This window comes from Roseovarius lutimaris, assembly GCF_900115165.1.
In the GTDB taxonomy this organism is placed as follows: Bacteria; Pseudomonadota; Alphaproteobacteria; order Rhodobacterales; family Rhodobacteraceae; genus Roseovarius; species Roseovarius lutimaris.
In genome coordinates, this window is sequence record NZ_FOVP01000003.1 from 32,675 (window position 1) to 55,015 (window position 22,341).

Annotated in this window: 21 protein-coding genes; 16 read left to right on the forward strand and 5 right to left on the reverse strand. The window is 60.7% G+C overall.

Features of this window, described 5'->3' with window-relative positions:
- The first annotated feature begins 60 nt into the window (after positions 1-60).
- A complete protein-coding gene (locus BMZ91_RS03185) occupies positions 61-543 on the forward strand; it encodes a hypothetical protein (RefSeq protein ID WP_092834240.1) in 483 nt (160 codons plus the stop codon).
- On the opposite strand, the gene BMZ91_RS03190 is transcribed toward BMZ91_RS03185, so the two are convergent.
- The 3 genes from BMZ91_RS03190 to BMZ91_RS03200 are packed head-to-tail and all read right to left on the reverse strand — an operon-like array spanning position 540 to position 3,422.
- Positions 540-1,124 carry a TadE/TadG family type IV pilus assembly protein gene (locus BMZ91_RS03190; RefSeq protein WP_092834242.1) on the reverse strand — a complete coding sequence of 195 codons (585 nt, stop codon included), beginning with the start codon at positions 1,122-1,124 and terminating at the stop codon, positions 540-542. The genes BMZ91_RS03185 and BMZ91_RS03190 overlap by 4 nt on opposite strands.
- 1 nt (position 1,125) lies before the next feature.
- A complete protein-coding gene (locus tag BMZ91_RS03195) occupies positions 1,126-1,662 on the reverse strand; it encodes a TadE/TadG family type IV pilus assembly protein (RefSeq protein ID WP_092834244.1) in 537 nt (178 codons plus the stop codon).
- A complete protein-coding gene (locus BMZ91_RS03200; protein WP_092834246.1) occupies positions 1,659-3,422 on the reverse strand; it encodes a TadE/TadG family type IV pilus assembly protein in 1,764 nt (587 codons plus the stop codon). The genes BMZ91_RS03195 and BMZ91_RS03200 overlap by 4 nt, the downstream gene beginning before the upstream one ends.
- 389 nt (positions 3,423-3,811) lie before the next feature.
- On the opposite strand from BMZ91_RS03200, the gene BMZ91_RS03205 reads away from it, so the two are divergent.
- The 10 genes from BMZ91_RS03205 (at position 3,812) to BMZ91_RS03250 (ending at position 15,784) form a co-directional block, all read left to right on the forward strand.
- Positions 3,812-5,242, forward strand: a complete 1,431-nt coding sequence (locus BMZ91_RS03205; protein WP_092835089.1) for a Glu/Leu/Phe/Val family dehydrogenase — start codon at positions 3,812-3,814, stop codon at positions 5,240-5,242.
- A 181-nt stretch (positions 5,243-5,423) separates the two neighbouring features.
- Entirely contained in the window at positions 5,424-6,677 is a 1,254-nt protein-coding gene (locus tag BMZ91_RS03210; RefSeq protein ID WP_092835091.1) for a sarcosine oxidase subunit beta family protein, read from the forward strand.
- A 60-nt stretch (positions 6,678-6,737) separates the two neighbouring features.
- Positions 6,738-7,016, forward strand: coding sequence for a sarcosine oxidase subunit delta (locus tag BMZ91_RS03215; protein WP_092834248.1), 279 nt, complete (start codon positions 6,738-6,740; stop codon positions 7,014-7,016).
- Positions 7,013-9,943 carry a sarcosine oxidase subunit alpha family protein gene (locus BMZ91_RS03220; protein WP_092834250.1) on the forward strand — a complete coding sequence of 977 codons (2,931 nt, stop codon included), beginning with the start codon at positions 7,013-7,015 and terminating at the stop codon, positions 9,941-9,943. Before BMZ91_RS03215 ends, BMZ91_RS03220 begins: the two co-directional genes overlap by 4 nt.
- Entirely contained in the window at positions 9,936-10,481 is a 546-nt protein-coding gene (locus BMZ91_RS03225) for a sarcosine oxidase subunit gamma (RefSeq protein WP_092834252.1), read from the forward strand. Before BMZ91_RS03220 ends, BMZ91_RS03225 begins: the two co-directional genes overlap by 8 nt.
- Before the next feature lie 96 nt (positions 10,482-10,577).
- Positions 10,578-10,868, forward strand: a complete 291-nt coding sequence (locus tag BMZ91_RS03230; protein WP_092834254.1) for a hypothetical protein — start codon at positions 10,578-10,580, stop codon at positions 10,866-10,868.
- Between the two features lie 78 nt (positions 10,869-10,946).
- Positions 10,947-12,896 (forward strand): DNA primase, encoded by a 1,950-nt coding sequence (dnaG, locus tag BMZ91_RS03235; protein ID WP_092834255.1) that lies wholly within the window; start codon positions 10,947-10,949, stop codon positions 12,894-12,896.
- A 119-nt stretch (positions 12,897-13,015) separates the two neighbouring features.
- Positions 13,016-15,001, forward strand: coding sequence for an RNA polymerase sigma factor RpoD (rpoD, locus tag BMZ91_RS03240; protein WP_092834257.1), 1,986 nt, complete (start codon positions 13,016-13,018; stop codon positions 14,999-15,001).
- An 8-nt stretch (positions 15,002-15,009) separates the two neighbouring features.
- Entirely contained in the window at positions 15,010-15,282 is a 273-nt protein-coding gene (locus BMZ91_RS03245; protein ID WP_092834259.1) for an HlyU family transcriptional regulator, read from the forward strand.
- Positions 15,283-15,376: 94 nt separating this feature from the next.
- Positions 15,377-15,784, forward strand: coding sequence for a secondary thiamine-phosphate synthase enzyme YjbQ (locus BMZ91_RS03250; RefSeq protein ID WP_092834261.1), 408 nt, complete (start codon positions 15,377-15,379; stop codon positions 15,782-15,784).
- A gap of 5 nt (positions 15,785-15,789) precedes the next feature.
- On the opposite strand, the gene BMZ91_RS03255 is transcribed toward BMZ91_RS03250, so the two are convergent.
- Entirely contained in the window at positions 15,790-16,377 is a 588-nt protein-coding gene (locus tag BMZ91_RS03255) for a 5-formyltetrahydrofolate cyclo-ligase (protein ID WP_092834263.1), read from the reverse strand.
- Positions 16,378-16,614: 237 nt separating this feature from the next.
- Between BMZ91_RS03255 and nrdR the strand changes: the two genes are divergently transcribed.
- Positions 16,615-17,097 (forward strand): transcriptional regulator NrdR, encoded by a 483-nt coding sequence (nrdR, locus tag BMZ91_RS03260; protein ID WP_092834266.1) that lies wholly within the window; start codon positions 16,615-16,617, stop codon positions 17,095-17,097.
- 20 nt (positions 17,098-17,117) lie between these two features.
- The gene (gene ribD / locus BMZ91_RS03265; protein WP_092835093.1) at positions 17,118-18,194 is read left to right on the forward strand and encodes a bifunctional diaminohydroxyphosphoribosylaminopyrimidine deaminase/5-amino-6-(5-phosphoribosylamino)uracil reductase RibD; all 1,077 of its coding nucleotides are present in this window, start codon (positions 17,118-17,120) and stop codon (positions 18,192-18,194) included.
- Here ribD and BMZ91_RS03270 read toward each other — a convergent pair.
- The gene (locus tag BMZ91_RS03270) at positions 18,185-19,222 is read right to left on the reverse strand and encodes a LacI family DNA-binding transcriptional regulator (RefSeq protein ID WP_092834268.1); all 1,038 of its coding nucleotides are present in this window, start codon (positions 19,220-19,222) and stop codon (positions 18,185-18,187) included. The two genes, ribD and BMZ91_RS03270, sit on opposite strands and share 10 nt — an antisense overlap.
- 101 nt (positions 19,223-19,323) lie before the next feature.
- Here BMZ91_RS03270 and BMZ91_RS03275 point away from each other — a divergent pair, with 101 nt between their 5' ends.
- From BMZ91_RS03275 to BMZ91_RS03285, 3 genes are read left to right on the forward strand one after another with little or no spacing between them, the layout of a single operon-like run.
- A complete protein-coding gene (locus BMZ91_RS03275; RefSeq protein WP_092834270.1) occupies positions 19,324-20,835 on the forward strand; it encodes a tripartite tricarboxylate transporter permease in 1,512 nt (503 codons plus the stop codon).
- On the forward strand, positions 20,832-21,299 hold the full coding sequence (locus tag BMZ91_RS03280; protein ID WP_092834272.1) for a tripartite tricarboxylate transporter TctB family protein: 468 nt from the start codon (positions 20,832-20,834) through the stop codon (positions 21,297-21,299). Before BMZ91_RS03275 ends, BMZ91_RS03280 begins: the two co-directional genes overlap by 4 nt.
- 46 nt (positions 21,300-21,345) lie before the next feature.
- A complete protein-coding gene (locus BMZ91_RS03285) occupies positions 21,346-22,314 on the forward strand; it encodes a Bug family tripartite tricarboxylate transporter substrate binding protein (RefSeq protein ID WP_092834274.1) in 969 nt (322 codons plus the stop codon).
- The last annotated feature ends 27 nt before the right edge of the window (positions 22,315-22,341 follow it).

Consider the following 22,341-nt stretch of genomic DNA (forward strand, 5'->3'; position numbering starts at 1 on the left):
GGGCCGCCCCTCGCCAAAGCCGCGCCGCCGGGGTAAAGCCGGTCCAAAGGGAGACTGGCAATGCAAGATAATGACGTTCTGGCGGTACTGCGGGCTTCGACCCCGCGCCGGGTAATCGGTGTGCTGGCGCTTGGCTCGCTTGGTGTGTTGCTGCTTTATCTGGCGCTGGTTCAGCCGCCGGCCATGGGCTGGCAATTGGTCATGGTTGCGCTTGGCGCGCTTGTGATCTGGCTGGCCGAGCGGATGTGGCGGGCCACCGCCCGCACGCTTGAGTTGACCCGTGAAGGATTGCGCAGCGACGATGGTGTGATGATCGCGCGGATCGCCGATCTCGCAAGCGTCGAGCGTGGGGTTTTTGCCTTCAAGCCGTCAAACGGGTTCTCGATCCGGCTCAAGAGCAAAGCCCCGGCCGCATGGCAGCCGGGGCTCTGGTGGCGTGTCGGGCGCCGCATCGGGGTTGGCGGTGTGACGGCAAGCGCCAATGCCAAGGTCATGGCCGAAATCATGGAAGACCAGATGAACCGGCAGAGCCCGCCCGACTAGGGCGTGCAGACCCCAGTGTAGCAGAGTTGCGGGGCAAAGCGTAGGTTCATGAACATGCTGGTCGTGACTGGCGTACCCGCGAAAAACCCAAGGGTGATTCCCGGATCATAGGTTGACTGGGTTTCCACCACGATCAGATCCTGGCCGTCGACCATGTTCGGAAAGGCAGCATGCGCATTTTTCACATCGGTGTCGGTTAGTTCCGTGAGGTCCCCGGTGCCCCGCACCTCGGACCAACGCAGATCGAATTCGTCGATATTCTGGTCCGGATCGTTGTGATAGCGCACCACCGATGTCCTGATCTGGTTTATGCCCCGGTTTCCGGTGAGCGTGTCATATAGAACCTTGGTGTTGTCGATATAGGTGTCGGTCACAACAGCAGTTTCACGCGACAGCATGTCTGCGATCGTATAGGTTGCCTTTTCGCGCGTATTCTTGAACTGGAAGATGTCGAAAAAATCATACATCATGACCAGCCCGGTAAAGAGAAACGGCAGCATGATTACCGTTTCCATCGTGGCGGTCCCGTGTTCGGATTTGCGAAAGCGGCGCAGGGCGCGTCTTATATCGGAAATAAACATCTTATTTGGGCTCCTGAACAAAGGCGGTCATGGCGATCATCTCGACCTGCCCGCTGTCGTCTTTGCGCAATGCAGATCCGAGAACTTCCTCCGGAAAGAGAGGATTGTATTTCAGGCAGGCCCGCAGCAGCATCAGCTCGTTCTCATCGCCGGCTTCGAACTTTCGCAACGGCTTAGCAGGCTCCGCGTTGTCATTGCAGTCGGCCTCTGGGTCAAGCGCGTTGAAGGCGCGAATATCGGTCGACCTCATCTCGAGGCGCAGATTTCCCATGCAGTCATTGATCACCACCGTGTTGTCGCAGATGATCTGCTTGATCGCGTCATGTTGCGGTGCGCTGCCCGTGCCAAGCCGGATTTCTCGTACTGCAATATCCATACCGCGTTCGAGCATGGTATTGCGTACGGTGACGAAACCAAGTTCGATCGACATGATCAGAAGCGAGATGAACACCGGAGCCACAAGCACGAATTCAAGTGATGCGGTGCCGTCTTCGCAGCGCCGGAAGTGGCGCAGGATGTTCTTGACTGAGAGTCTCATTGGGTCAACCTCAGGTGTTTCACGTTGGATGCGATGGAGCTGAATGCACTTTTGATGTTCACTTTGGTCGCATTGTAGTGGTGAGTGCCCTCATCCGAGTCAGTGGAACAATTGGCGATTTTTTCAGCGGCAGTCGTGCCTCCCCCCATCTCGAAGGCGATGGTGAAGATGATAATATTATCGTTGGCTTTGGCGGCCGCGCAGATATTCTGCATACGCGTGTCTTTGTCCGACCTGGTAATGGCGTTGTTTGCGTAGTTGTTCTTTGGACCACTGTTGCCGGTTATGGTTCTGTAAAAGTCCGGCGACATCAACCCCCACGCTTCCTCCCAGTCGAGGCGCCTTACAGTCTCGCCGTCGTCTTCGACCAAGTCATCCACTATATTCCAAAAGCTTGACCAAGACATTGAACCGCCGTCGGTGACGTTGTACATCCGACTGTCGGAAGGACGGCGCAGGTAATAAGACGATGTGACGTCGCCAGTAGACACGTAGACGCATTCAAGCCAGTCCAGATAGCAGTACTGTTCATATTGGGCACCATGCCACTGGCGGCTCGAGTCGTACATATCGAAGGCGTAAGAGAATTCCTCTTCGCTGTGCGTCAGTTCGTACAAATCCGAATTCGGGCCGCGATAGGAATTGCTGGAGAAGAAATAGGATGTGTCGTTGGCGCCATCGCCCATCAATACGATAACTTTGAGCGTATCGCTGGTCTTGAACTGTGCGGGCAGGTTTGCCAGAGAGGAATCCACCTCATGAACTTCCACCGTCGAGCCATCGTCCTGAGTCACTTCCCCCACCACGTTTTGTTGCAGTTCGGTGACGACCGAAGCGAACGCAGGGTCAAGCAAGGCTGACGCCCATTTGATACCTTCATCGCCCGACGTACTTCCGGCTGCCTGCAAGCCATCAATCTTGTCATGCAGGGCAGTTTCACTGATCGAATATGGCAAGATGCTGAAATACTCATCAGTATAGCACGACCGATAGTAGGTGTCGCCAAAACTGCCGAGCGGCGTCGTGGTCAGGTCGCCAAAGGTGTTGCCCAATTTCGAGGTGTAAATCTGTTGGTCATAGGCAACATTCGGGTTGATCGTCGTGGTCGTGAAGTCAGCATCTTTCAGCTTGATGCACCATGAATAGTCATGTGTCTTGTTCACGGTCAGTGCATCAAATATCGACTTTGGAGGAGAGACACCCCAGCTATAGGGTACAATCGAGATGACTGCATCGCCCGGTTCGGTACTGCTCATGATAGAGGTCACGAACTCCTTGGCGGCGGGTTTCAGCTTGGCAAGGCGGTCGCCGGCCATCGAGCCGGAAACGTCGAGCGCCATAACAATTTCCAGTTTGGGAATCCTGACCTCGGCGGTCGAACCGCCCCTGGTGCTAAGGGTGTCGACGCCAGCCAATTTCATCAGATAGGTGTCGATTGTCATCGAGGCGTTGGCGCTCACCTTGGCCGAGTTCAACGAAACCTCGATATCGCCTTCCTGTTCCGCTTCGAGGTACGCGGACATGCCGGCCTTGGCGAAATAATCTTCGACAACAGCGCGCGCGCCCTCTTTGGACCCGGCAGTGGCCCCTGCAAGTACGGCCCGATCAAGTGTGGCTTGCAATTGGGATCGCATCATTTCTTGGCGCATCGTATCAATTCCGAGCCCGCCCATGAGCAGGAAGGTAACGAAGATGAAAAAGGCCAGTACTGTTACTGTCCCATCTTCCTCATGCACAAACCGTTCCGCCCAAGCGGGCATTGGGTTTTGTCCATTGTGCCCATTGGCATCGGGACCGGATCGTTTCTTACACTTTACACGCATTCCATCACCTCTATCGAGACTGCCGGGCCAGCGGGCCACACATTCCACCATCCTTATCTATCGGCGTGACCTGTGGCAGAATTAGGGCAGGAAAATGGCGAAATGCTAAAAATTTAGCAAATGAATTCAACAATATACCTACCTTATAGGTATTGTCCTTCAGGTGGAAACGAAAACCGCGGATATATGTCCCCTGCAGATGAATTTCGCCTGAGATTCTGTGTTGGGTGGACAAAATCGTCGCGACACTTAACCATGTTTCAAGATTCTGGGTCCAATGATCTGCACCAACGCAGATGGCCGCGGGTCGCATAAGGGAGAGGATGATGAACGCTGTAAAAGAGCCAAGCTTTCGCGAGAGTGTAGATTTGATGTTCAACCGTGCGGTTGCGCTGATGGACTTGCCGCCGGGACTTGAAGAGAAAATCCGCGTCTGCAACGCCACCTATACGGTGCGTTTCGGGGTGCGGCTGCGCGGGCAGATCCATACCTTTACCGGCTATCGCAGCGTGCATTCCGAACATATGGAACCGGTCAAGGGCGGTATCCGCTATGCCATGGGCGTCAATCAGGACGAGGTCGAGGCACTGGCGGCGCTGATGACCTATAAATGCGCACTGGTCGAGGCGCCGTTTGGCGGCTCGAAGGGCGGTTTGCGGATTGATCCTCGCGACTGGGAAGAGCACGAGCTTGAGATGATCACCCGGCGGTTTTCCTATGAGTTGATCAAGCGCGACCTGATCAACCCGGCGCAAAACGTGCCGGCCCCCGACATGGGCACCGGCGAGCGCGAAATGGCCTGGATGGCCGATCAGTACAAGCGCATGAACACCACCGATATCAATTATCGCGCCTGCGTGACCGGCAAGCCGATCAACGCGGGCGGCATTCAGGGAAGGGTCGAGGCGACCGGGCGCGGGGTGCAATATGCCTTGCAGGAGTTTTTCCGCCACCCCGAGGATATCGCGGCGGCCGGTATGAGCGGCTCGCTTGATGGCAAGCGTGTCGTGGTGCAGGGGCTTGGCAATGTGGGCTATCACGCGGCCAAGTTTCTGCAGGACGAAGACGGCTGTCTGATCACCGGCATCATCGAACGCGACGGCGCGCTTTACAGTGAGACGGGCCTGGATGTCGAGGCAGTGCGGGATTGGATGCAGAAACATGACGGCATCAAGGATTATCCCGATGCCAACCACAGCGCCGAGGGGGCCGTGGTTCTTGAAGCCGATTGCGATATTCTGATCCCGGCCGCGATGGAGGGGGTGATCAACATGCAGAACGCCGCCCGCATCAAGGCCCCGCTGATCATCGAGGCCGCCAACGGGCCGGTCACTGCGGGGGCAGATGACATTCTGCGCGAAAAGGGGACGGTGATCATCCCCGATATGTATGCCAACGCAGGCGGTGTGACGGTGTCTTATTTCGAGTGGGTCAAGAACCTGAGCCATATTCGGTTTGGCCGGATGGGGCGACGCCAGGAAGAAGCGCGCCATCAGCTTATCGTCGATGAATTGCAGCGTCTCGATCATCACCTCGGCGACGCCTGGGTGATGTCGCCCGGCTTCAAGCAGAAATACCTGCGCGGCGCGGGCGAGCTTGAGCTGGTGCGCTCGGGGCTCGACGACACCATGCGCATTGCCTATCAGGCGATGCGCGAGGTCTGGCATGGCCGTCAGGATGTGACCGACCTGCGTACGGCCGCCTACCTTGTGTCGATCGCCAAGGTGGCGGCGAGCTATCGCGCGATGGGGCTTTGACCGGGGGCTCGTCAGCCCCTTGCGTGGCAGCCTCGCGAGGCCGACACGTGAGGGGCGGATGAGCGCCGGAATGGCACAGGCGCGATGATCGCGTGAAAAAGTTGACAGAGCGCTTGCTCTGCCATTGCTATCCCCGCCGCGACTTGGTTCACTCGGACCAATGCATAATGAGGGGGGTTACATGCGGTTCTCGGGCTGGCGTGTTCTTAAAGAGGGTCTGACCGGCAACAAGGGCTGGCAAGCCCATTGGCGCGACGCTGCTCCTAAAGCCGAGTATGACGTCGTGATCATCGGCGGCGGCGGGCATGGGCTTGCCACGGCCTATTACCTGGCCAAGAAGCACGGCATCACCAATGTCGCCGTTCTTGAGAAGGGCTATCTTGGCGGCGGCAATGTGGGGCGCAACACCACCATTGTGCGCGCCAATTATTTCCTGCCCGGAAATTCGGAATTCTACAGCCACTCCCTGAAGCTCTGGGAGGGGCTTGAGCAGGACCTGAATTACAACGTCATGCATTCGCAGCGTGGCCAGATCGTGCTGTTTCATTCCGACGGACAACGCGATGCGATGGCGCGGCGCGGCAATGCGATGATCAATCAGGGCGATGATGCCGAATTGCTGGACCGGCGCGCGCTGCGCCGGATGGTGCCTTACCTCGATTACGACAATGCCCGGTTCCCGATCTATGGCGGCGTGCTTCAGCGCCGGGCCGGCACGGCGCGCCATGATGCGGTTGCCTGGGGCTATGCGCGCGGCGCAAGTGAGCGCGGTGTTGACCTTATCCAGAACTGCGAGGTGACCGGGATCGACATCGAGGGTGGCGTCGTCAAAGGCGTGCAGACCACGCGCGGTGCGATCCGGGCAAGAAAGGTCGCCATGGTTGTGGCCGGGCGATCAAGCCAGGTGGCGGCGATGGCGGGTATGCGGCTCCCGATTGAAAGCCACGTGTTGCAGGCCTTTGTGACCGAGGGGCTAAAGCCGGTGATCGACCATGTGATCAGCTTTGGCATGGGTCATTTCTATATCAGCCAGTCGGACAAGGGCGGTCTGGTTTTCGGGGGCGATCTTGACATGTATGCCTCTTACGCGGCGCGCGGCAACCTGCCGCTTGTCGAGCATGTGATGGAGGCGGGCACGGCCTTGATGCCGATGATCGGCAAGGCAAGGGTGCTGCGCAGTTGGGGCGGGATCATGGATATGTCGCCCGACGGCTCGCCGGTGATTGATCGCACCCATGTTGACGGGCTCTATCTCAATTGCGGCTGGTGTTATGGCGGATTCAAGGCGGTGCCGGCCTCGGGCGATGTGACGGCGCATCTGATTGCCACCGACACACCGCACGCCGCCGCAGCGCGATTTCGGCTTGATCGGTTCCGAACCGGGCAGGGGTTGATGGATGAAGAAGGCACCGGCAGCCAGCATAACCTGCATTGAGGCGCGTGGGACAAGGGACGCAAGAATGAGTATTTATGGAAAGATGAAAGAGCGGGTGCGATGAGGCTTACCTGTCCGGTTTGCGGCGAGCGTGATCGGCGTGAGTTCACCTATAGCGGGGCCGCCGTGGCCTTGGAGCGGCCCGGCGCAGAGGCCATGCCGGAGGCGTGGGACGATTATTTGCACAATCGTGACAATCCGGCCGGGGTGACGCGCGATCTTTGGTATCATGAACAGGGCTGTGCCGCCTGGATTGTGGTGACGCGCAATACGATCACGCATGAGGTGTTGGGCGCGACGCTGGCAAGCGAGGCGGCGCGCGCCGGGGGCGGGCGATGAGGATTGAGGGCAAGGGGTTGATCGAGCGCGGGACCCCGGTCAGTTTCACCTTCGATGGCGCGCGCTATCAGGGGTATGAGGGCGACACGCTCGCCTCGGCGCTTTTGGCGAATGGCGTGCGCATGGTGGGGCGGTCGTTCAAGTATCACCGTCCGCGCGGTGTGATGACGGCTGGCAGCGAAGAGCCGAACGCCCTTGTCACCATCGGCCTTGGCGCCGCGCAGGAGCCCAATCTGCGTGCCACCACGGTCGAGGTGCGAGAGGGGCTTTGGGCCCGCAGTCAGAACCGCTGGCCGACGCTCGGGTATGATCTGCTGGCGCTCAACGATCTGGCGGCGCCTTTCCTTGGGGCCGGGTTTTATTACAAGACCTTCATGTGGCCGCGCCGCTTTTGGGAGCGGGTTTATGAGCCGATCATCCGGCGGGCGGCTGGCCTGGGGGCGCTGTCGGGCGCGCCGGACGAGGATCGCTATGAGCGGGCGTTTGCGCATTGCGATCTTCTCGTGATCGGCGCGGGGCCGACCGGACTTATGGCCGCCCTCGGTGCCGCCAAGGCCGGGGCCGATGTCATTCTGGCGGATGAGGATACAACGCCCGGCGGGCGGCTTTTGGCCGAGACGATCGAGGTTGATGGTGTGGCTGGCGCCATCTGGGCCAAGGAGATGGTGGCAGAGCTTGCCGCGATGCCAAACGTTCGGGTGATGACGCGCACGGCCATTACCGGCGCCTATGATCAGGGCACATATGCTGCGCTTGAGACACGCCCTTACGCGATGGCGCGCCGCCCCGGCGCGACGGTTGGCACCTTCTGGCGGCTCGTGGCGCGGCGCACAGTGCTGGCGGCGGGCGCGCTTGAGCGTCCGATAGCATTCGCCAATAACGACCGCCCCGGCGTGATGATGGCGGGGGCGGTGCGCGCCTATGTCAACCGCTGGGGCGTGGCGCCGGGGGGGAGCGTGGTGGTTTTTGGCAATAATGACAGCGCCCATCGCACCGCCGCCGATCTGCTTGAGGCGGGGGTGCATGTGGCCGCGCTAGTGGATTCTCGCCATTACGCGACATGCGACCTCGACCTGCCGTTTTATCCCGGCGCCGAGGTCTGCGGCACGCAGGGGCGGCGCGCGCTTGAATCGGTCACCATCCGCTCGGCCAGGGGCGAAGTGCGGATCAGGGCCGATTGCCTGGCCGTCTCTGGCGGCTGGAACCCAAGCATGCATCTGGCCTGTCACATGACTGCGCGACCTGTTTGGAACGCCGACCTGCTGGCGTTTTTGCCGCCCGATGGGGCCGTGCCGGGGATGGTGGCCGCCGGGGCCGCCGCGGGGGAGTTTTCGACCCGCGCCTGTCTGGCTGCGGGGCTGCGCGCCGGGCAAGAGGTCGCGCGTGACCTTGGGTTCAAGACGGGTGATCTTGCCGTGCCGATGGCCGAGGATGCGCCCTATGACATCTTTCCGCTCTGGCAGGTGCCGGGGCGCGGGCGGGCCTGGCTTGATTTTCAGAATGACGTCACGGTCAAGGATGTGGAACAGGCAGCGCTCGAAAACTTTCGCTCGGTCGAGCATATGAAGCGTTACACGACCCAAGGCATGGCCCCCGACCAAGGCAAGAATTCCAACGTGGCCGCGCTTGCGGTGCTGGCCGATGCAACAGGGCGCGGCATTCCCGAGACCGGGACGACAACCTTTCGCCCGCCCTATGTGCCGGTGCCGATTGCGGCCATGGGGGCAGGCGCAAGCGGCAAGGGATTTGCCCCCGAGCGCCACACCACATCGCACGCCGAGACAGAGCAACGGGGCGCGCCGATGATCGAGGCGGGGCTTTGGTATCGGCCAAGCTATTTCTCGCGACCGGGTGAAACCCATTGGCGCCAATCGTGCGACCGCGAGGTCAATATGGTGCGCCATGCGGTCGGAGTTTGCGATGTCTCGACCCTTGGCAAGATTGACATTCAGGGGCCGGATGCGGGCGCGTTTCTGGATTTCGTCTATACCAGCATGATGTCGACGCTGGCGGTCGGGCGGGTGCGTTATGGTCTCATGCTGCGAGAAGACGGGCATGTGATGGATGACGGCACCTCTGCGCGGCTCGCAGAGAACCACTATCTGATCACCACCACAACGGCGGCGGCGGGGCAGGTGATGCGGCATCTGGAATTCGTGCATCAGGCCCTGCGCCCTGATCTTGACGTGCGGCTTGCCTCGGTCACCGAAACCTGGGCGCAGTTTGCTGTGGCCGGGCCGAAATCGCGCGCGCTTTTGAATGGCTTGCTGGATGCGCCGGTTGATGACGCGCGTTTTCCCTATATGGCCTGTGGCACTGTACACATTGGCGGCATTAGTGCGCGGCTGTTTCGGATTTCGTTTTCGGGCGAGCATGCCTATGAGATCGCCGTGCCGGCCCGCTATGGTGCCGCTCTTTTCACCGAGCTGGTGAGCCGGGCCGAGGCGATGGAGGGGGGCGCTTACGGGATGGAGGCGCTCAATGTGTTGCGCATCGAGAAGGGCTTTATCACCCATGCGGAAATTCACGGGCGCACCACCGCCTTTGACATTGGCATGCAGCGGATGATCAGCGCCAAGAAGGATTGCATTGGCAAGGCCGCCGCCGCGCGCCCCGGTCTTGTGGATGAGGCCCGCGAACAGCTTGTGGCGCTGAAACCCGTGGGAGCGGTCAAAGAGATACTGGCAGGCGCGCATTTGTTCAACGCGGGCGATCCGGCGACACGTGACCATGATCAGGGCTATGTTACCTCGGCGTGCTATTCGCCGACGCTTGGCCATGTCATCGGCCTTGGATTTCTAAAGGCCGGACGCGCGCGGATGGGCGAGAGGGTGCGCATGGTCGATCATCTGCGCGGCTCGGATACGCTCTGCGAGGTGATTGAGCCGGTGCAGTTTGATCCGGACGGAGGGCGCTTGCGTGGTTGATCTGAAATCCCAAACCCCCTGTGCGGGGCGTGTGCCACTGCGCGTCGGGCCGCTATCCCTGACGGAAGATACGCCAGAGCATATGACCGCGATCGCGCCCTACATCGGCCAGGATCAGGCGCTTTCGGATGCTCTGAAATCTGCCCATGGTATGGCCGCGCCGGGGACCGGGCGGATGACCGGGAAAAGTGGTGCGCGCGCGCTCTGGTTCGGGCAACGGATGATCTTGCTGATCGGGCCCGAACCGGAGGCCGGGCTTGCAGAATTCGCCGCGCTTAGCGATCAGTCGGATGGCTGGGCGGTTCTGCGCCTTGAGGGGGCGGGCGCGCGCGATGTGCTGGCCCGGCTTACGCCGCTCGATCTGCGCCCCGCGCAGTTCAGGCGCGGCCACACGGCGCGCAGCGACTGTGCGCATATGGCCGCCTCGATCACCCGGCTTGGCGATGAAGCCTATCAGATCATGGTGTTTCGCTCGATGGCGGCGACGCTTGTGCATGAGGTGAAAATCGCCATGGGCCGGGTTGTGGCTCAGAAATAGGCGCCTTGGGGGAATTTTCCGCATGACCGCCCCCTTACATTGCCGCGCGAACATATTAGGTTGGGCGGAACCCACAATTTGCTTACGAGGTTTCCCATGCGCCGACTTGCCCTGATCACCAGCCTGCTTGCCCTGCCGATGGCCGCGCAGGCCGAGACCTCGATCTGCGACACCTCTGGCGCAATTGTTCAGGCCGGTATCGACGCGCGCGTTGCGGGCACCGCCGCGCCCGAGGCGATCAAGACGATCAGCGCCGGTTATACCGGCGACATGGAGCGGTATCAGGGCGCCGTTCAGCCGTTGGTCGATTGGGTCTATTCCCTGCCCGAGGAGCAGCTTGATGATGGCGTGGCCGAGGCTTATGTCGCGGCCTGCCTTGCGCAATAGCGCGGCGCGCGATCTTATCCCCAGCGAAATCTACTGTGGCCACTGGACAGTGACGCGCATGCGCCCGATATATAGTGTATGAGCCTGCCACCCGGATTTCTCGAAGAATTGCAAAGCCGCATCTCGCTTAGTCAGGTGGTCGGTCGCAAGGTCATGTGGGATACGCGCAAGTCCAATCAGGGCAAGGGCGACATGTGGGCGCCATGCCCGTTTCATCAGGAAAAATCCGCCTCGTTTCACGTCGATGACCGCAAGGGGTTTTACTATTGCTTCGGCTGTCACGCCAAGGGCGATGCGATCTCCTTTGTGCGCGAAAGCGAGAATGTCGATTTCATCGAGGCGGTGAAAATTCTCGCCGCAGAGGCCGGGATGCAGATGCCCGAGCGCGACCCCCAGGCCCAGGCCAAGGCCGACCGGCGCACAGAATTGGTCGCGGTGATGGATCTTGCGGTCAGGTTTTTCGCCCTGCAACTGCGCACCGGCGCCGGGGCGGCGGCGCGTGATTATCTTGACGGGCGCAAGCTGAGCGCGGACACACAGGCGCGCTTTGAAATCGGCTTTGCACCCGATGCCTGGCAGGGGCTATGGGATCATCTGATCGGCAAGGGCGTCAGCGAAGAGATGATCTTGGCCTGCGGTCTGGCCAAGGCCAGCCAGAAGGGTGGCAAGCCCTACGATACCTTTCGCAACCGGATCATGTTTCCGATCCGTGATGCGCGCGGGCGCTGCATTGCCTTTGGCGGGCGCGCGATGGACCCCAATGACAACGCCAAATACCTCAATTCGCCGCAGACCGAGCTGTTTGACAAATCCCATTCGCTTTACAATCACGGCCCCGCGCGCGAGGCGGCCGGCAAGGGCCAGCCGCTGATCGTGGCCGAGGGCTATATGGATGTGATCGCGCTTGTCGCGGCGGGGTTTGGCGCGGCGGTGGCGCCGCTTGGCACGGCGGTGACCGAGCATCAGCTTCAGATGCTCTGGCGGATCGCACCCGAGCCGATCATCGCGCTTGATGGCGACAAGGCGGGGCTGAACGCCGCCTATCGGGTGATTGATCTGGCGCTGCCGCTGCTTGAGGCCGGGAAATCGCTGCGCTTTGCGCTGATGCCCGAGGGCAAAGACCCCGATGACCTGTTGCGCGCCGAGGGGCCGGGGGCGGTGCAGGCGCTTTTGGACAAGGCCCTGCCGATGGTGCAGGTCCTGTGGCAGCGCGAAACCGATGGGCGCGATTTCGACAGCCCCGAGCGCAAGGCGGCCTTTGACAAGGTGTTGCGCGAAAAGATCAAACTGATCCGTGATCCGTCGATCCGGGGGCATTATGGTCAGGCGATCAAGGATCTGCGCTGGCAATTGTTCAACCCGCGCCGCAGTGCGCCGAATGCGCCGCGCTTCAAGGCGGGCAAATGGCCCCCGCCGCCGACGGCGCGCGCCAGCACCAAATCCTCGCTTCTTGTGGCCTCAGGCGATCACGCCGAAACCCACATGCGCGAGGCGGTCATTCTGGCCACGCTGATTGTCTGCCCGTCGGTGACTGAGGCGTTCGAGCCAAGGCTTGAGCGGATGGAATGCCTTGATCCGACCCATGCCCGGCTGCGCGACCTTCTCCTGCGTCACGGTGCGTCGGGGCCTGAGACCCTCACGGCGCAGATTGAGGCCGATCTTGGCCCCGAGCCCCTTGAAAAGCTGATGGCACTGCCCCACGTTGCGATTGCTCCGCCTGTGCGTCACCCCGGTGAGGCCGGGATCGCGCATATGACGCTGGCCGAAGAACTGGCCAAGCTGGAGGCGCAGCGCGGGCTGAGCGCCGAGGTGTCAGAGGCCAGCGAAGACATGAGTGGGCTGGCCGATGAGGCGATGACATGGCGCCTTGGACAGGCGGCAGAGGCGCGCAATCGCGCCGTGCGCAGCGAACAGGAAGACCGCGCCGAATACGATCTGGGCGAAAATGGCGCGCGGATCAAACGAGACGAGAAAGAGCAGTTTGACGAGCTGCTTGGCAAGATAACTTTTTCCAAACCGGGACGTTGATCAATTTTGGTGAGGAAGCGGTAAAGAAATCAGGGTAAACGGGTGTGCGAATCACTTTATCGCGCTAATGATTCGGTAACAGCGAATCACCCGCCCCGTTCATAGATCAGGAGTCTTTCATGGCCGCCAAGGATGCCGAGGATCAAAAGCCCGACGATTCTGAAACCGAAGTCTCGCTCGACATGAGCCAGGCCGCGGTCAAGAAAATGATCGCCGAGGCGCGGGAAAAGGGCTTTATCACCTATGACCAGCTGAACGAGGTTCTGCCCCCCGATCAGGTTTCTTCGGAACAGATCGAAGATGTGATGTCGATGCTCAGCGAAATGGGCATCAACATCATCGAGGCGGAAGAGGCGGAAGACGAAGAGCGCACAACCGCCCTCGCCGAAGTGGGCAAGCGCGGCGAAATCACGCTTGGCTCTGGCAAAGAGGAAAAGCTGGATCGCACCGACGATCCGGTGCGCATGTACCTGCGCGAGATGGGCAGTGTCGAACTTCTGAGCCGCGAGGGCGAGATCGCGATCGCCAAGCGGATCGAGGCCGGGCGCAACACGATGATCGCGGGCCTGTGTGAAAGCCCGCTGACCTTTCAGGCGATCACCATCTGGCGCGACGAACTCTTGGGCGAAGACATTCTGTTGCGCGATGTGATCGACCTGGATGCGACATTCGGTACTCAGCTTGGCGATGAAGAAGGCAGCGAACCCGTCGTGGAAGCCGCCAATGTGACAAGCGCGCCGACCGCCGCCGCGCCTGCAGCGGAGCAGCCCGAAGTCGATGCCGATGGCAACCCGATTGCCAGTGACGATGACGACGACGAAGACGAGGCGGCCAACATGAGCCTGGCGGCGATGGAAGCCGCCCTCAAGCCGCGCGTGCTTGAGACGCTGGACCGGATTGCGGATGATTATGTCAAGCTGTCGGAAATGCAGGACAGCCGGATTTCGGCCACGCTGAACGAGGATGGATCGTTCAGCAAGGGGCAGGAGATGACCTATCAGACGCTGCGCTCCGAGATTGTCGAGCTGGTGAACGAGCTTCACCTGCATAACAACCGGATCGAGGCGCTGATTGATCAGCTTTACGGCATCAACCGGCGGATCATGCAGATCGACAGCGCAATGGTGAAGCTCGCCGATCAGGCGCGCATCAACCGCAGCGAATTTGTCGAGGCCTATCGTGGTCGCGAGCTTGATCCGAACTGGATCGACGACATGGCGAAAAAGCCGGGCCGTGGCTGGCAGATGTTCATGGAACGCTCGCCGGAAAAAGTGGCTGAGCTGCGCTCGGACATGGCGCAGGTCGGGCAATATGTCGGCCTTGATATCCCTGAATTCCGCCGCATCGTGAATCAGGTCCAGAAAGGCGAGAAAGAGGCGCGTCAGGCCAAGAAGGAAATGGTCGAGGCAAACCTGCGTCTGGTGATCTCGATTGCCAAGAAATACACCAATCGCGGGCTGCAATTCCTTGATCTTATTCAGGAAGGCAACATCGGCCTGATGAAGGCGGTGGACAAATTCGAATATCGCCGTGGCTATAAATTCTCGACCTATGCGACATGGTGGATCCGTCAGGCGATCACCCGCAGCATCGCCGATCAGGCGCGCACCATCCGCATTCCGGTGCATATGATCGAGACGATCAACAAGCTGGTGCGCACCGGCCGTCAGATGCTGCATGAAATCGGCCGCGAGCCGACGCCCGAAGAGCTTGCCGAAAAGCTTCAGATGCCGCTTGAAAAGGTTCGCAAGGTGATGAAGATCGCCAAGGAGCCGATTTCGCTTGAAACCCCGATTGGCGATGAAGAAGACAGCCAGCTTGGCGACTTCATCGAAGACAAGAACGTGATCCTGCCGCTCGACAGCGCCATTCAGGACAACCTCAAGGAAACCACGACGCGGGTTCTGTCCTCGCTCACCCCGCGCGAAGAGCGGGTGCTGCGGATGCGCTTTGGCATCGGCATGAACACCGATCACACCCTTGAGGAAGTCGGCCAGCAATTCAGCGTGACCCGCGAACGTATCCGTCAGATCGAGGCCAAGGCCCTGCGCAAGCTCAAGCATCCGAGCCGGTCGCGCAAGCTTCGCTCATTCCTGGATCAATAGGGGGGCGTATGTCGCTTTTGTCCCGACTGTTTGGCGGTGGCGGCACAACGCCAGAGCCGAAGGTGGAAACCTACAAAGGGTTCCGCATCTTTCCCGAACCGCAGTCAGGCGAGGGCGGCTACAGGGTTGGTGCGCGCATCGAGAAAGAGATCGCGGGCGAGGTTAAGGTGCATCACCTGCTGCGTGCCGATGCGATTCTGAACATTGAGGATGCAGAGGCGTTTTCGGTGCGCAAGGCGAAACAGGTGATCGACGAGCAGGGCGACAGGATTTTCCGCTGATCCGAGGCAATCGTAGGGTGGGTGTCAACCCACGCCGAAGCGGCCAGCGAGGATCACGCTTGAGCCTGATCAAAAACTGGCGCAGCTTGAAGATATGCACAACACATTTCACATCCCGACCCATGGCCCCGGCCTATATGACTTCACCGATCAGCTGGCGGGTTGGGTGCGCGGCGAAGGATTGCTGACGCTGTTCATTCGCCACACCTCTGCCAGCCTCCTGATTCAGGAAAACGCCGACGCGCAGGTACAGACCGATTTGCGCAATTTCTTTCACCGGCTGGTGCCGCCGACAAATGATCCGTCGATGGCCTATCTCACCCATACCTATGAGGGCCCCGATGACATGCCCGCCCATATCAAGGCGGCGATGATGCCGGTCAGCCTGTCGATTCCGGTGATTTCCGGGCGGATGCAACTTGGAACCTGGCAGGGGATCTATGTGTTTGAGCACCGCAATGCGCCGCATGACCGGCAGGTTATGGCGTATCTGACGGGCTAACGCCCTCAGGCCGGAACCAGCAGGGCGTGATCCATCGGTATATCAAACCGATGCGGGTGGATCGTTTCCATCCGCTGCATGTCATAGCCCACGCCGATCACTGTCGGATTGGCGCCGGTGGCCCGGATTGCCGCAATTGTGCGGTCGAAAAAGCCGCCGCCATAGCCCAGTCTGTACAATTGTGCATCCAGCCCCACCACCGGGGCCAGGACGATGTCGGGGGTCACGGTGGCCGCTTCGGCGGGCGGGATCGGGATATTCCAGACGCCTTTATCAAGCTTGGTGGTCGCGTCCCAATCTCTGAAAATCAGCGGGGTGGCCTTGGCCACGACGACGGGCAGGGCGGTTTTCGCCCCGGATTTACGGCAGGCTGCGGCCCAGTGCCTTAGGTCCGGCTCGCCCCGAAAGGGCCAGTAGAGCGAAATCATGCGTCCGGATATGTCACCGAGCAGCGCATCAAGTTGCTGCGCCAATTCGATATCGGCGGCCTGGCGCGCCGAGACCGGAATTTTCTGCCGGGCGTTGATCAGGCGTGCCCGTTCGGTTTGGCGCCATTGGGCAAGGTCGTCGGGCGGGCAAGGAAGATCGGTCATTGGCGAAGCCTTCTCGGGGATCACGATGACTCTAGCATGGGCATTTCCCATGTTGCCGTCCTGTGCAAGGGCGACATCCTACTATGAAATGCGACAGGAGCAGGGGCAACCAAGGGCCTATCTAGCGGTGCAAATTCCCCTCTACCCAAAACCTTGCGGCTGTCCTATAGTGACTGTGGATAACTTGGGCATGAGACCCATGATCAAAGAGGCAAGGACAGAAAAGGGGGACGGCCGATGCGCTGCCCGTTTTGCGGAAATATTGACACCCAGGTAAAAGATTCACGCCCCGCCGAGGATCATGTTTCGATCCGGCGCAGGCGGTTTTGCCCGGCCTGTGGGGGGCGTTTCACGACCTATGAGCGCGTGCAGCTGCGCGATTTGGTGGTGGTGAAAACCAATGGTCGTCGCGAAGATTTTGACCGTGACAAGCTGGAACGTTCAATTCGGATCGCATTGCAGAAGCGCCCGATAGAGCCCGATCGCATCGAACAGATGATAAGCGGCATCGTGCGGCGGCTAGAGAGCATGGGCGAGACCGATATCCCCTCGAAAACCGTGGGTGAGATTGTCATGGAAAGCCTGGCGCGGATTGATACCGTCGCCTATGTGCGCTTTGCTAGCGTCTATAAGAACTTTCAAGCGGCGGATGATTTTGACAAGTTTGTCAGTGAGTTGCGCCCCGAAGATGCGGCCACCAATCCCAAACCGGACGCGTGAGCGGGTCTGACGCGCGCTTTATGGCTTTGGCCCTGTCGCTTGGCCGACGGGGGCAAGGCCAGTGTTTTCCCAACCCTGCCGTTGGCTGTGTGATCGTGCGCGAGGGCCGGATTGTCGGGCGCGGCTGGACCGCGCCGGGCGGACGCCCGCATGCCGAGCCACGCGCGCTTGCGCAGGCCGGCGCAGCGGCGCGCGGCGCGACCGCCTATGTCACGCTTGAACCCTGTTCGCATCACGGGCAAACGCCGCCCTGCGCCGAGGCATTGATCACTGCGGGCATCGCGCGTGTCGTGGCGCCGTTTGATGACAACGATGCGCGGGTTTCGGGGCGCGGTTTTGCGATGCTGCGCGCGGCGGGCATCACGGTCACGACCGGCGTGATGGCGTCAGAGGCGGGGCGCGATCTGGCCGGGTTTCTTTTGCGCAACGAGGTTGGGCGGCCCTGGGTCACGCTCAAGCTTGCGAGTTCGTTTGACGGGCGGATTGCCACCGCCACGGGACACAGCCAATGGATCACCGGCCCGGCGGCACGGCGCGCGGTGCATGGCCTGCGGGCGCGTCATGATGCGGTGATGGTGGGGGCCGGTACGGCGCGCGCCGATGACCCGACATTGACCGTGCGCGACATGGGCGCGCGCCGCCAGCCGGTGCGGGTGGTGGTGTCGCGCCGTCTTGACCTTCCGCTGATGTCAAATCTGGCACGTACCGCCAGCGATGTGCCGCTCTGGCTGTGTCACGGCCGCGAGACCGACGCGGCCCTGACAGAGGCCTGGCGCGGTATCGGGGCGCGGCTTCTGCCCTGTGACGTGCGGGCGGGACAAATGGATATGGCCTCGGTTCTGCGCGAACTCGGGGCGCAGGGCCTGACGCGGGTGTTTTGCGAAGGCGGCGGATCGCTGGCTGCTTCGCTGTTATCAGCGGGGCTTGTGGACGAATTGGTCGGCTTTACCGCCGGGCTTGCGATCGGGGCAGAGGGCCTGCCCGGTGTGGCCGCGATGGGGCTGGCGCGGCTCGAAGAGGCGGCGCGCTTTGACCTGATCGAGACGCGCGACGTGGGGGGCGATGTCATGCATCGCTGGCGGCGCGTTCAATCCTGACCGCCGTGCACTCTGCGACAGGTGTTGCGCGAGACCACGGCTATATCACAGCTATTGCGTTGAATTTCGGTGCTTTCCTTGGTCACCAGCCGGGCAAGCTCGCGCCCGGCCAATTCGCCGATGGTGCGGGCGGGCAGGCGGACGGTGGTCAATCCCGGCTCCATCTCCCGTGAGCCCTTGAAATCGCCGATCCCGATGATGGAAATATCGTCCGGCACCCTGAGGCCGCATCGCATCGCCGCATAGATCGCCCCGACCGCCAGAACATCGTTGCCGCACAAAAGCGCCGTTGGCAGCACGCTCTGGCTCAGGATGCGCGTGACCGCCTCTTTGCTGTCCGAGATGCTATAGGGGGTCTCGGCGATCCACTCTTTCGGCGTGGCCCGCGGCAGGGTGGCGAGCACCGACATCGCGCCCTTCTGGCGGTCGCGGGCGCGGTCGTTATCGGGCGTCGGGGGAAAGATCATGCCGATATCACGATGCCCGAGATCAACAAGGTGGCGCGCCGCCAATTCCCCGGCGTGTCGGTTGTCGGCACCGATGCAGGGCAGGATCGAGGCCTTGTCATAGTTCCAGATCGAGATCGCGGGAATGTCCTGACGCTGGATCAGGTTGTAACTTTCGGCCGAATGATCAAGCCCGATCAGGGCAACCCCATCGACCCGGTGTTCGAGAAATTTCCGCAACACGCCATATTCGCGCTCAAGGTCATAGCCGTGCGAGGCCACCAGAAGCGTAAAGCCGTAGGGCTCGACCGCGTCCGAGAAGGCCTGAACCACCTCGGCAAAGATGGCATGGTCAATCGTCGGCACCACCAACCCGATGGTGCCGCTGCGAATACCGTGGATCGTCTGGGCGGCGCGGTTGCGGATATACCCCAGCTTGCGCACTGCGGCATCGATCTTTTTGCGAGTCGCGGGGTTAACCAGTTCAGGGTGGTTATAGCTACGCGATACGGTCGAGATCGACACCTTCGCGGCCTTGGCAACAGCGACGATATCTGCATTTTGATTTTGTTTATCAGCCATTTGAAGCGCCTGATTGACAATTTTATGAAAACGTTTGCAAAACTATTTTCATCCCCTAGCCTAAGAAGTCAACACTTGTCCAAACGGGTTGGGAGGCCTTGATGGAATTCCTCTATTATTTTGGTGACGTCTTCACGCCGATCAATTTCGGGCTGCTGATGCTTGGCACCATCGGGGGGCTCATACTTGGGGCGACACCCGGCCTGTCGCCGACCATGGCGGTGGCGCTTTTGATCCCCTTCACCTTTCAGCTTGACGCGACGCAGGGGCTTGTTCTGCTGGGGGCGGCCTATACCTCGACCGTTGCCGGCGGGGCGGTTTCGGCGATCCTGCTCAAGATTCCGGGCGCGCCGGCCAATATCGCCACCACCCTTGACGGGCACACGATGGCGCAAAAGGGCGAGGGGGCCAAGGCGCTTCAGCTTAGCTTTCTGGCCTCTGCGGTTGGCGGCGTGTCGGGCGTGTTGTTGCTGATCTTCCTGACGCCGGTGCTGGCGAAATGGGCGCTTGCCTTTGGGCCAAGTCACCTCTTTTGGCTGGCCATCCTCGGCGTGACGGTGATCGGCTCGCTTGATAGCCGCTCGGTGGTCAAGGGGTTGCTCTCGGGCTGTATCGGGCTTTGGTTGGCGACCATCGGCTTTGACGACATCATGGGCGCGCAGCGCTTCATTTTTCACCCGGCCCTTGGCGGCGGCATCAACATCATCGCCGCGCTGATCGGGTTGTTCGCGATCCCGCAGGTGCTCACCATGTTCGCCAAGGGGCGGCGCGATGACGGGGCCGAGGTGATCGAGGTGCAAAAACACTCGATCCTGAATGCGATGAAAGAGCTGTTTCGCAACAAGCGCGCGATGGGCATCGGCACGGTCACCGGGTCGGTGATCGGCCTTATTCCCGGTGTCGGCGGCCAGATTGCGGGCCTCGTTGCCTATGATCAGAGCAAAAAGTTCAGCCCGCACCGCGAAAAATTCGGCAAAGGCCATCCCGAGGGCGTAATCGCCGCCGAAGCCGCCAATAATGCCATGGTCGGGCCGAGCCTTGTGCCGCTCCTGACCCTGTCGATCCCCGGATCGCCGACCGCCGCAGTCTTGCTTGGTGGGCTGTTGATCCATGGGATTTTTCCGGGCTCGGACCTGTTTGACAACCACCCCGATGTGGCCTGGACCTTCATCAATTCGATGCTGATCGGTCAGATTCTGATGTGCATCTTCGGGCTTTATGTTGCGGGCATGGCGGCGCGGGTGGCGCAGGTGCCGCAATCGGTGATGGCGGCTGTGGTGCTTGGGCTTGCGGTCTTCGGAAGCTATTCGGTGCAATCCAGCATGGGCGATGTCTATGTCATGGGCGCGCTTGGGGTGATGATGTATTTTCTTGAACGCTTCGGCTTTTCCGCTGCGCCGCTTGTGCTGGGGCTGATCCTCGGGCCGATTGCCGAGGCCAACTTTATCCAAGGCTCGATGATCGCCCGCGCTTCGGATGGTCTCGGGCCCTATTTCCTTGCCGGGCCGCTCAACATCTTCCTGATCGCGGTGGTGATCCTGTCGATCCTGTATTCCGCCTATATGGAGCTGCGCACGCGCCGCTATACCAGCAAAGAGGAGATCATGGCATGACCCCATCCTTGCCGCGCCTTCAGCATGTTATCGGTTCGGGCATTGTTGCCGCTGTCGGGCTTTCGGTCGCCTACATCAGCTATACCCAACAGCCCGCCGAGGCGTTCCTGTTTCCGCGGCTGATCGCGACGGTGTTCGTGGTGCTGGCGCTCTGGACCTTTGGCAAGGCCTGTCTCGGCTGGACCAAGGTTGGCCATGGGATTTCGATAAGCCAGATGGCAAATCTGACGCCTGGCCTGATCGTGACACTGATCTATATTTTCTGGGCGGCCAAGGGGCTTGGGTTTTACACCGCCACCCCGATCGCCTTTTTCATCCTGCTGAGCCTTTATGATCCGGCCTCGCATCGCGAGGTGAAAACATGGCTCAAGCGTCTTTTCATAACGGCCTGTTTCCTGGCCGTTATGTACGGTCTCTTCGCAAAACTTCTGAAAGTGTACACACCGCGAGAGATATTCTTCTGACCCGCAACAGCGGCAGAACTCATCATTCCAGGGAGGAACCAAACCAATGAAAAAACTGCTAGCAGGGGCCGCAATCGCCCTATTCGGTCTGACCACCACGGCATCCGCAGACGATCATGCCAACTATCCCGAGCGCCCGGTCATGATGATGGTCAGCTATGGCGCCGGTGGGGCCACCGACTTTCAGGCGCGTATCGTCACCATGACCGCAGGCAACGAGGATGCCCTTGGCATGCCGGTCGCGATCATCAACAAGCCGGGGGCCGGCGGGCGTGTCGGCTGGAACTGGCTGGCGACGCAGGCCGATGCCGATGGCTATACGCTTGGCGCCTATAACGTGCCGCATTTCATCGCTCAATCAATCAAGGGCGGGGTGCAATATTCCACCGACAGCTTTGAGCCGATTGCAAACTGGGGCGCCGATCCGGCGGTCTTTGTGGTCGGGGCCGACAGCGACTTCAACTCGATGCAGGATGTGGTCGCCTTCGCCAAGGAAAACCCCGGAAAGCTGACGTTTTCGGGGGCCGGTCTATTTGTGGGTCACCACATCGCCGCGCTTCAGCTTGAAAAGGCCGCAGACGTCAAGATGGCCTATATCCCCAACAACAAGGGCGGCGCCGGGGCGATGAAGGCCGTCATCGCAGGCGAGGTCATGGGCGGGGTCAACAACCTGTCGGATGCGTTCCGCGCCGAGCAGGCGGGCAATATCAAAATCCTTGGCGTGTTCGACCTTGAGCGCAGTGATTTCCTGCCCGATGTGGCGACACTCAAAGAGCAGGGCTATGACATCGACAATGCCTCGGTCAACTATCGCGGCATCATGGTGCCCAAGGGCACGCCCGAAGGCGTGATCGAGAAACTGGCCGCGACTATCCCTGCGATGTTCGAAAGCGACAGGGTTGCCGGCAAGATGAAAGCAGGCGGATCGCCGATGAAGGTGATGACCCGCGATGAGGTCAAGCAGATGTGGGCCGACCGTGAGGCGACCCTGAAAGAGCTGCTTGCAGGCCTCTAACATACCCGACCCTCACCCCCGGCTCTG

What these genes read in the sequence shown, in the direction of transcription:
- dnaG (WP_092834255.1), top strand. Translation starts at nt 10,947, where the DNA reads ATGAGCCTGCCACCCGGATTTCTCGAAGAATTGCAAAGCCGCATCTCG.
- BMZ91_RS03250 (WP_092834261.1), top strand. Translation starts at nt 15,377, where the DNA reads ATGCACAACACATTTCACATCCCGACCCATGGCCCCGGCCTATATGAC.
- BMZ91_RS03270 (WP_092834268.1), bottom strand. Translation starts at nt 19,222, where the DNA reads ATGGCTGATAAACAAAATCAAAATGCAGATATCGTCGCTGTTGCCAAG.
- BMZ91_RS03275 (WP_092834270.1), top strand. Translation starts at nt 19,324, where the DNA reads ATGGAATTCCTCTATTATTTTGGTGACGTCTTCACGCCGATCAATTTC.
- BMZ91_RS03280 (WP_092834272.1), top strand. Translation starts at nt 20,832, where the DNA reads ATGACCCCATCCTTGCCGCGCCTTCAGCATGTTATCGGTTCGGGCATT.
- ribD (WP_092835093.1), top strand. Translation starts at nt 17,118, where the DNA reads ATGGCTTTGGCCCTGTCGCTTGGCCGACGGGGGCAAGGCCAGTGTTTT.
- BMZ91_RS03245 (WP_092834259.1), top strand. Translation starts at nt 15,010, where the DNA reads ATGTCGCTTTTGTCCCGACTGTTTGGCGGTGGCGGCACAACGCCAGAG.
- BMZ91_RS03190 (WP_092834242.1), bottom strand. Translation starts at nt 1,124, where the DNA reads ATGTTTATTTCCGATATAAGACGCGCCCTGCGCCGCTTTCGCAAATCC.
- BMZ91_RS03220 (WP_092834250.1), top strand. Translation starts at nt 7,013, where the DNA reads ATGAGGATTGAGGGCAAGGGGTTGATCGAGCGCGGGACCCCGGTCAGT.
- BMZ91_RS03285 (WP_092834274.1), top strand. Translation starts at nt 21,346, where the DNA reads ATGAAAAAACTGCTAGCAGGGGCCGCAATCGCCCTATTCGGTCTGACC.
- rpoD (WP_092834257.1), top strand. Translation starts at nt 13,016, where the DNA reads ATGGCCGCCAAGGATGCCGAGGATCAAAAGCCCGACGATTCTGAAACC.
- BMZ91_RS03205 (WP_092835089.1), top strand. Translation starts at nt 3,812, where the DNA reads ATGAACGCTGTAAAAGAGCCAAGCTTTCGCGAGAGTGTAGATTTGATG.
- BMZ91_RS03210 (WP_092835091.1), top strand. Translation starts at nt 5,424, where the DNA reads ATGCGGTTCTCGGGCTGGCGTGTTCTTAAAGAGGGTCTGACCGGCAAC.
- BMZ91_RS03195 (WP_092834244.1), bottom strand. Translation starts at nt 1,662, where the DNA reads ATGAGACTCTCAGTCAAGAACATCCTGCGCCACTTCCGGCGCTGCGAA.
- nrdR (WP_092834266.1), top strand. Translation starts at nt 16,615, where the DNA reads ATGCGCTGCCCGTTTTGCGGAAATATTGACACCCAGGTAAAAGATTCA.
- BMZ91_RS03200 (WP_092834246.1), bottom strand. Translation starts at nt 3,422, where the DNA reads ATGCCCGCTTGGGCGGAACGGTTTGTGCATGAGGAAGATGGGACAGTA.
- BMZ91_RS03185 (WP_092834240.1), top strand. Translation starts at nt 61, where the DNA reads ATGCAAGATAATGACGTTCTGGCGGTACTGCGGGCTTCGACCCCGCGC.
- BMZ91_RS03230 (WP_092834254.1), top strand. Translation starts at nt 10,578, where the DNA reads ATGCGCCGACTTGCCCTGATCACCAGCCTGCTTGCCCTGCCGATGGCC.
- BMZ91_RS03255 (WP_092834263.1), bottom strand. Translation starts at nt 16,377, where the DNA reads ATGACCGATCTTCCTTGCCCGCCCGACGACCTTGCCCAATGGCGCCAA.
- BMZ91_RS03215 (WP_092834248.1), top strand. Translation starts at nt 6,738, where the DNA reads ATGAGGCTTACCTGTCCGGTTTGCGGCGAGCGTGATCGGCGTGAGTTC.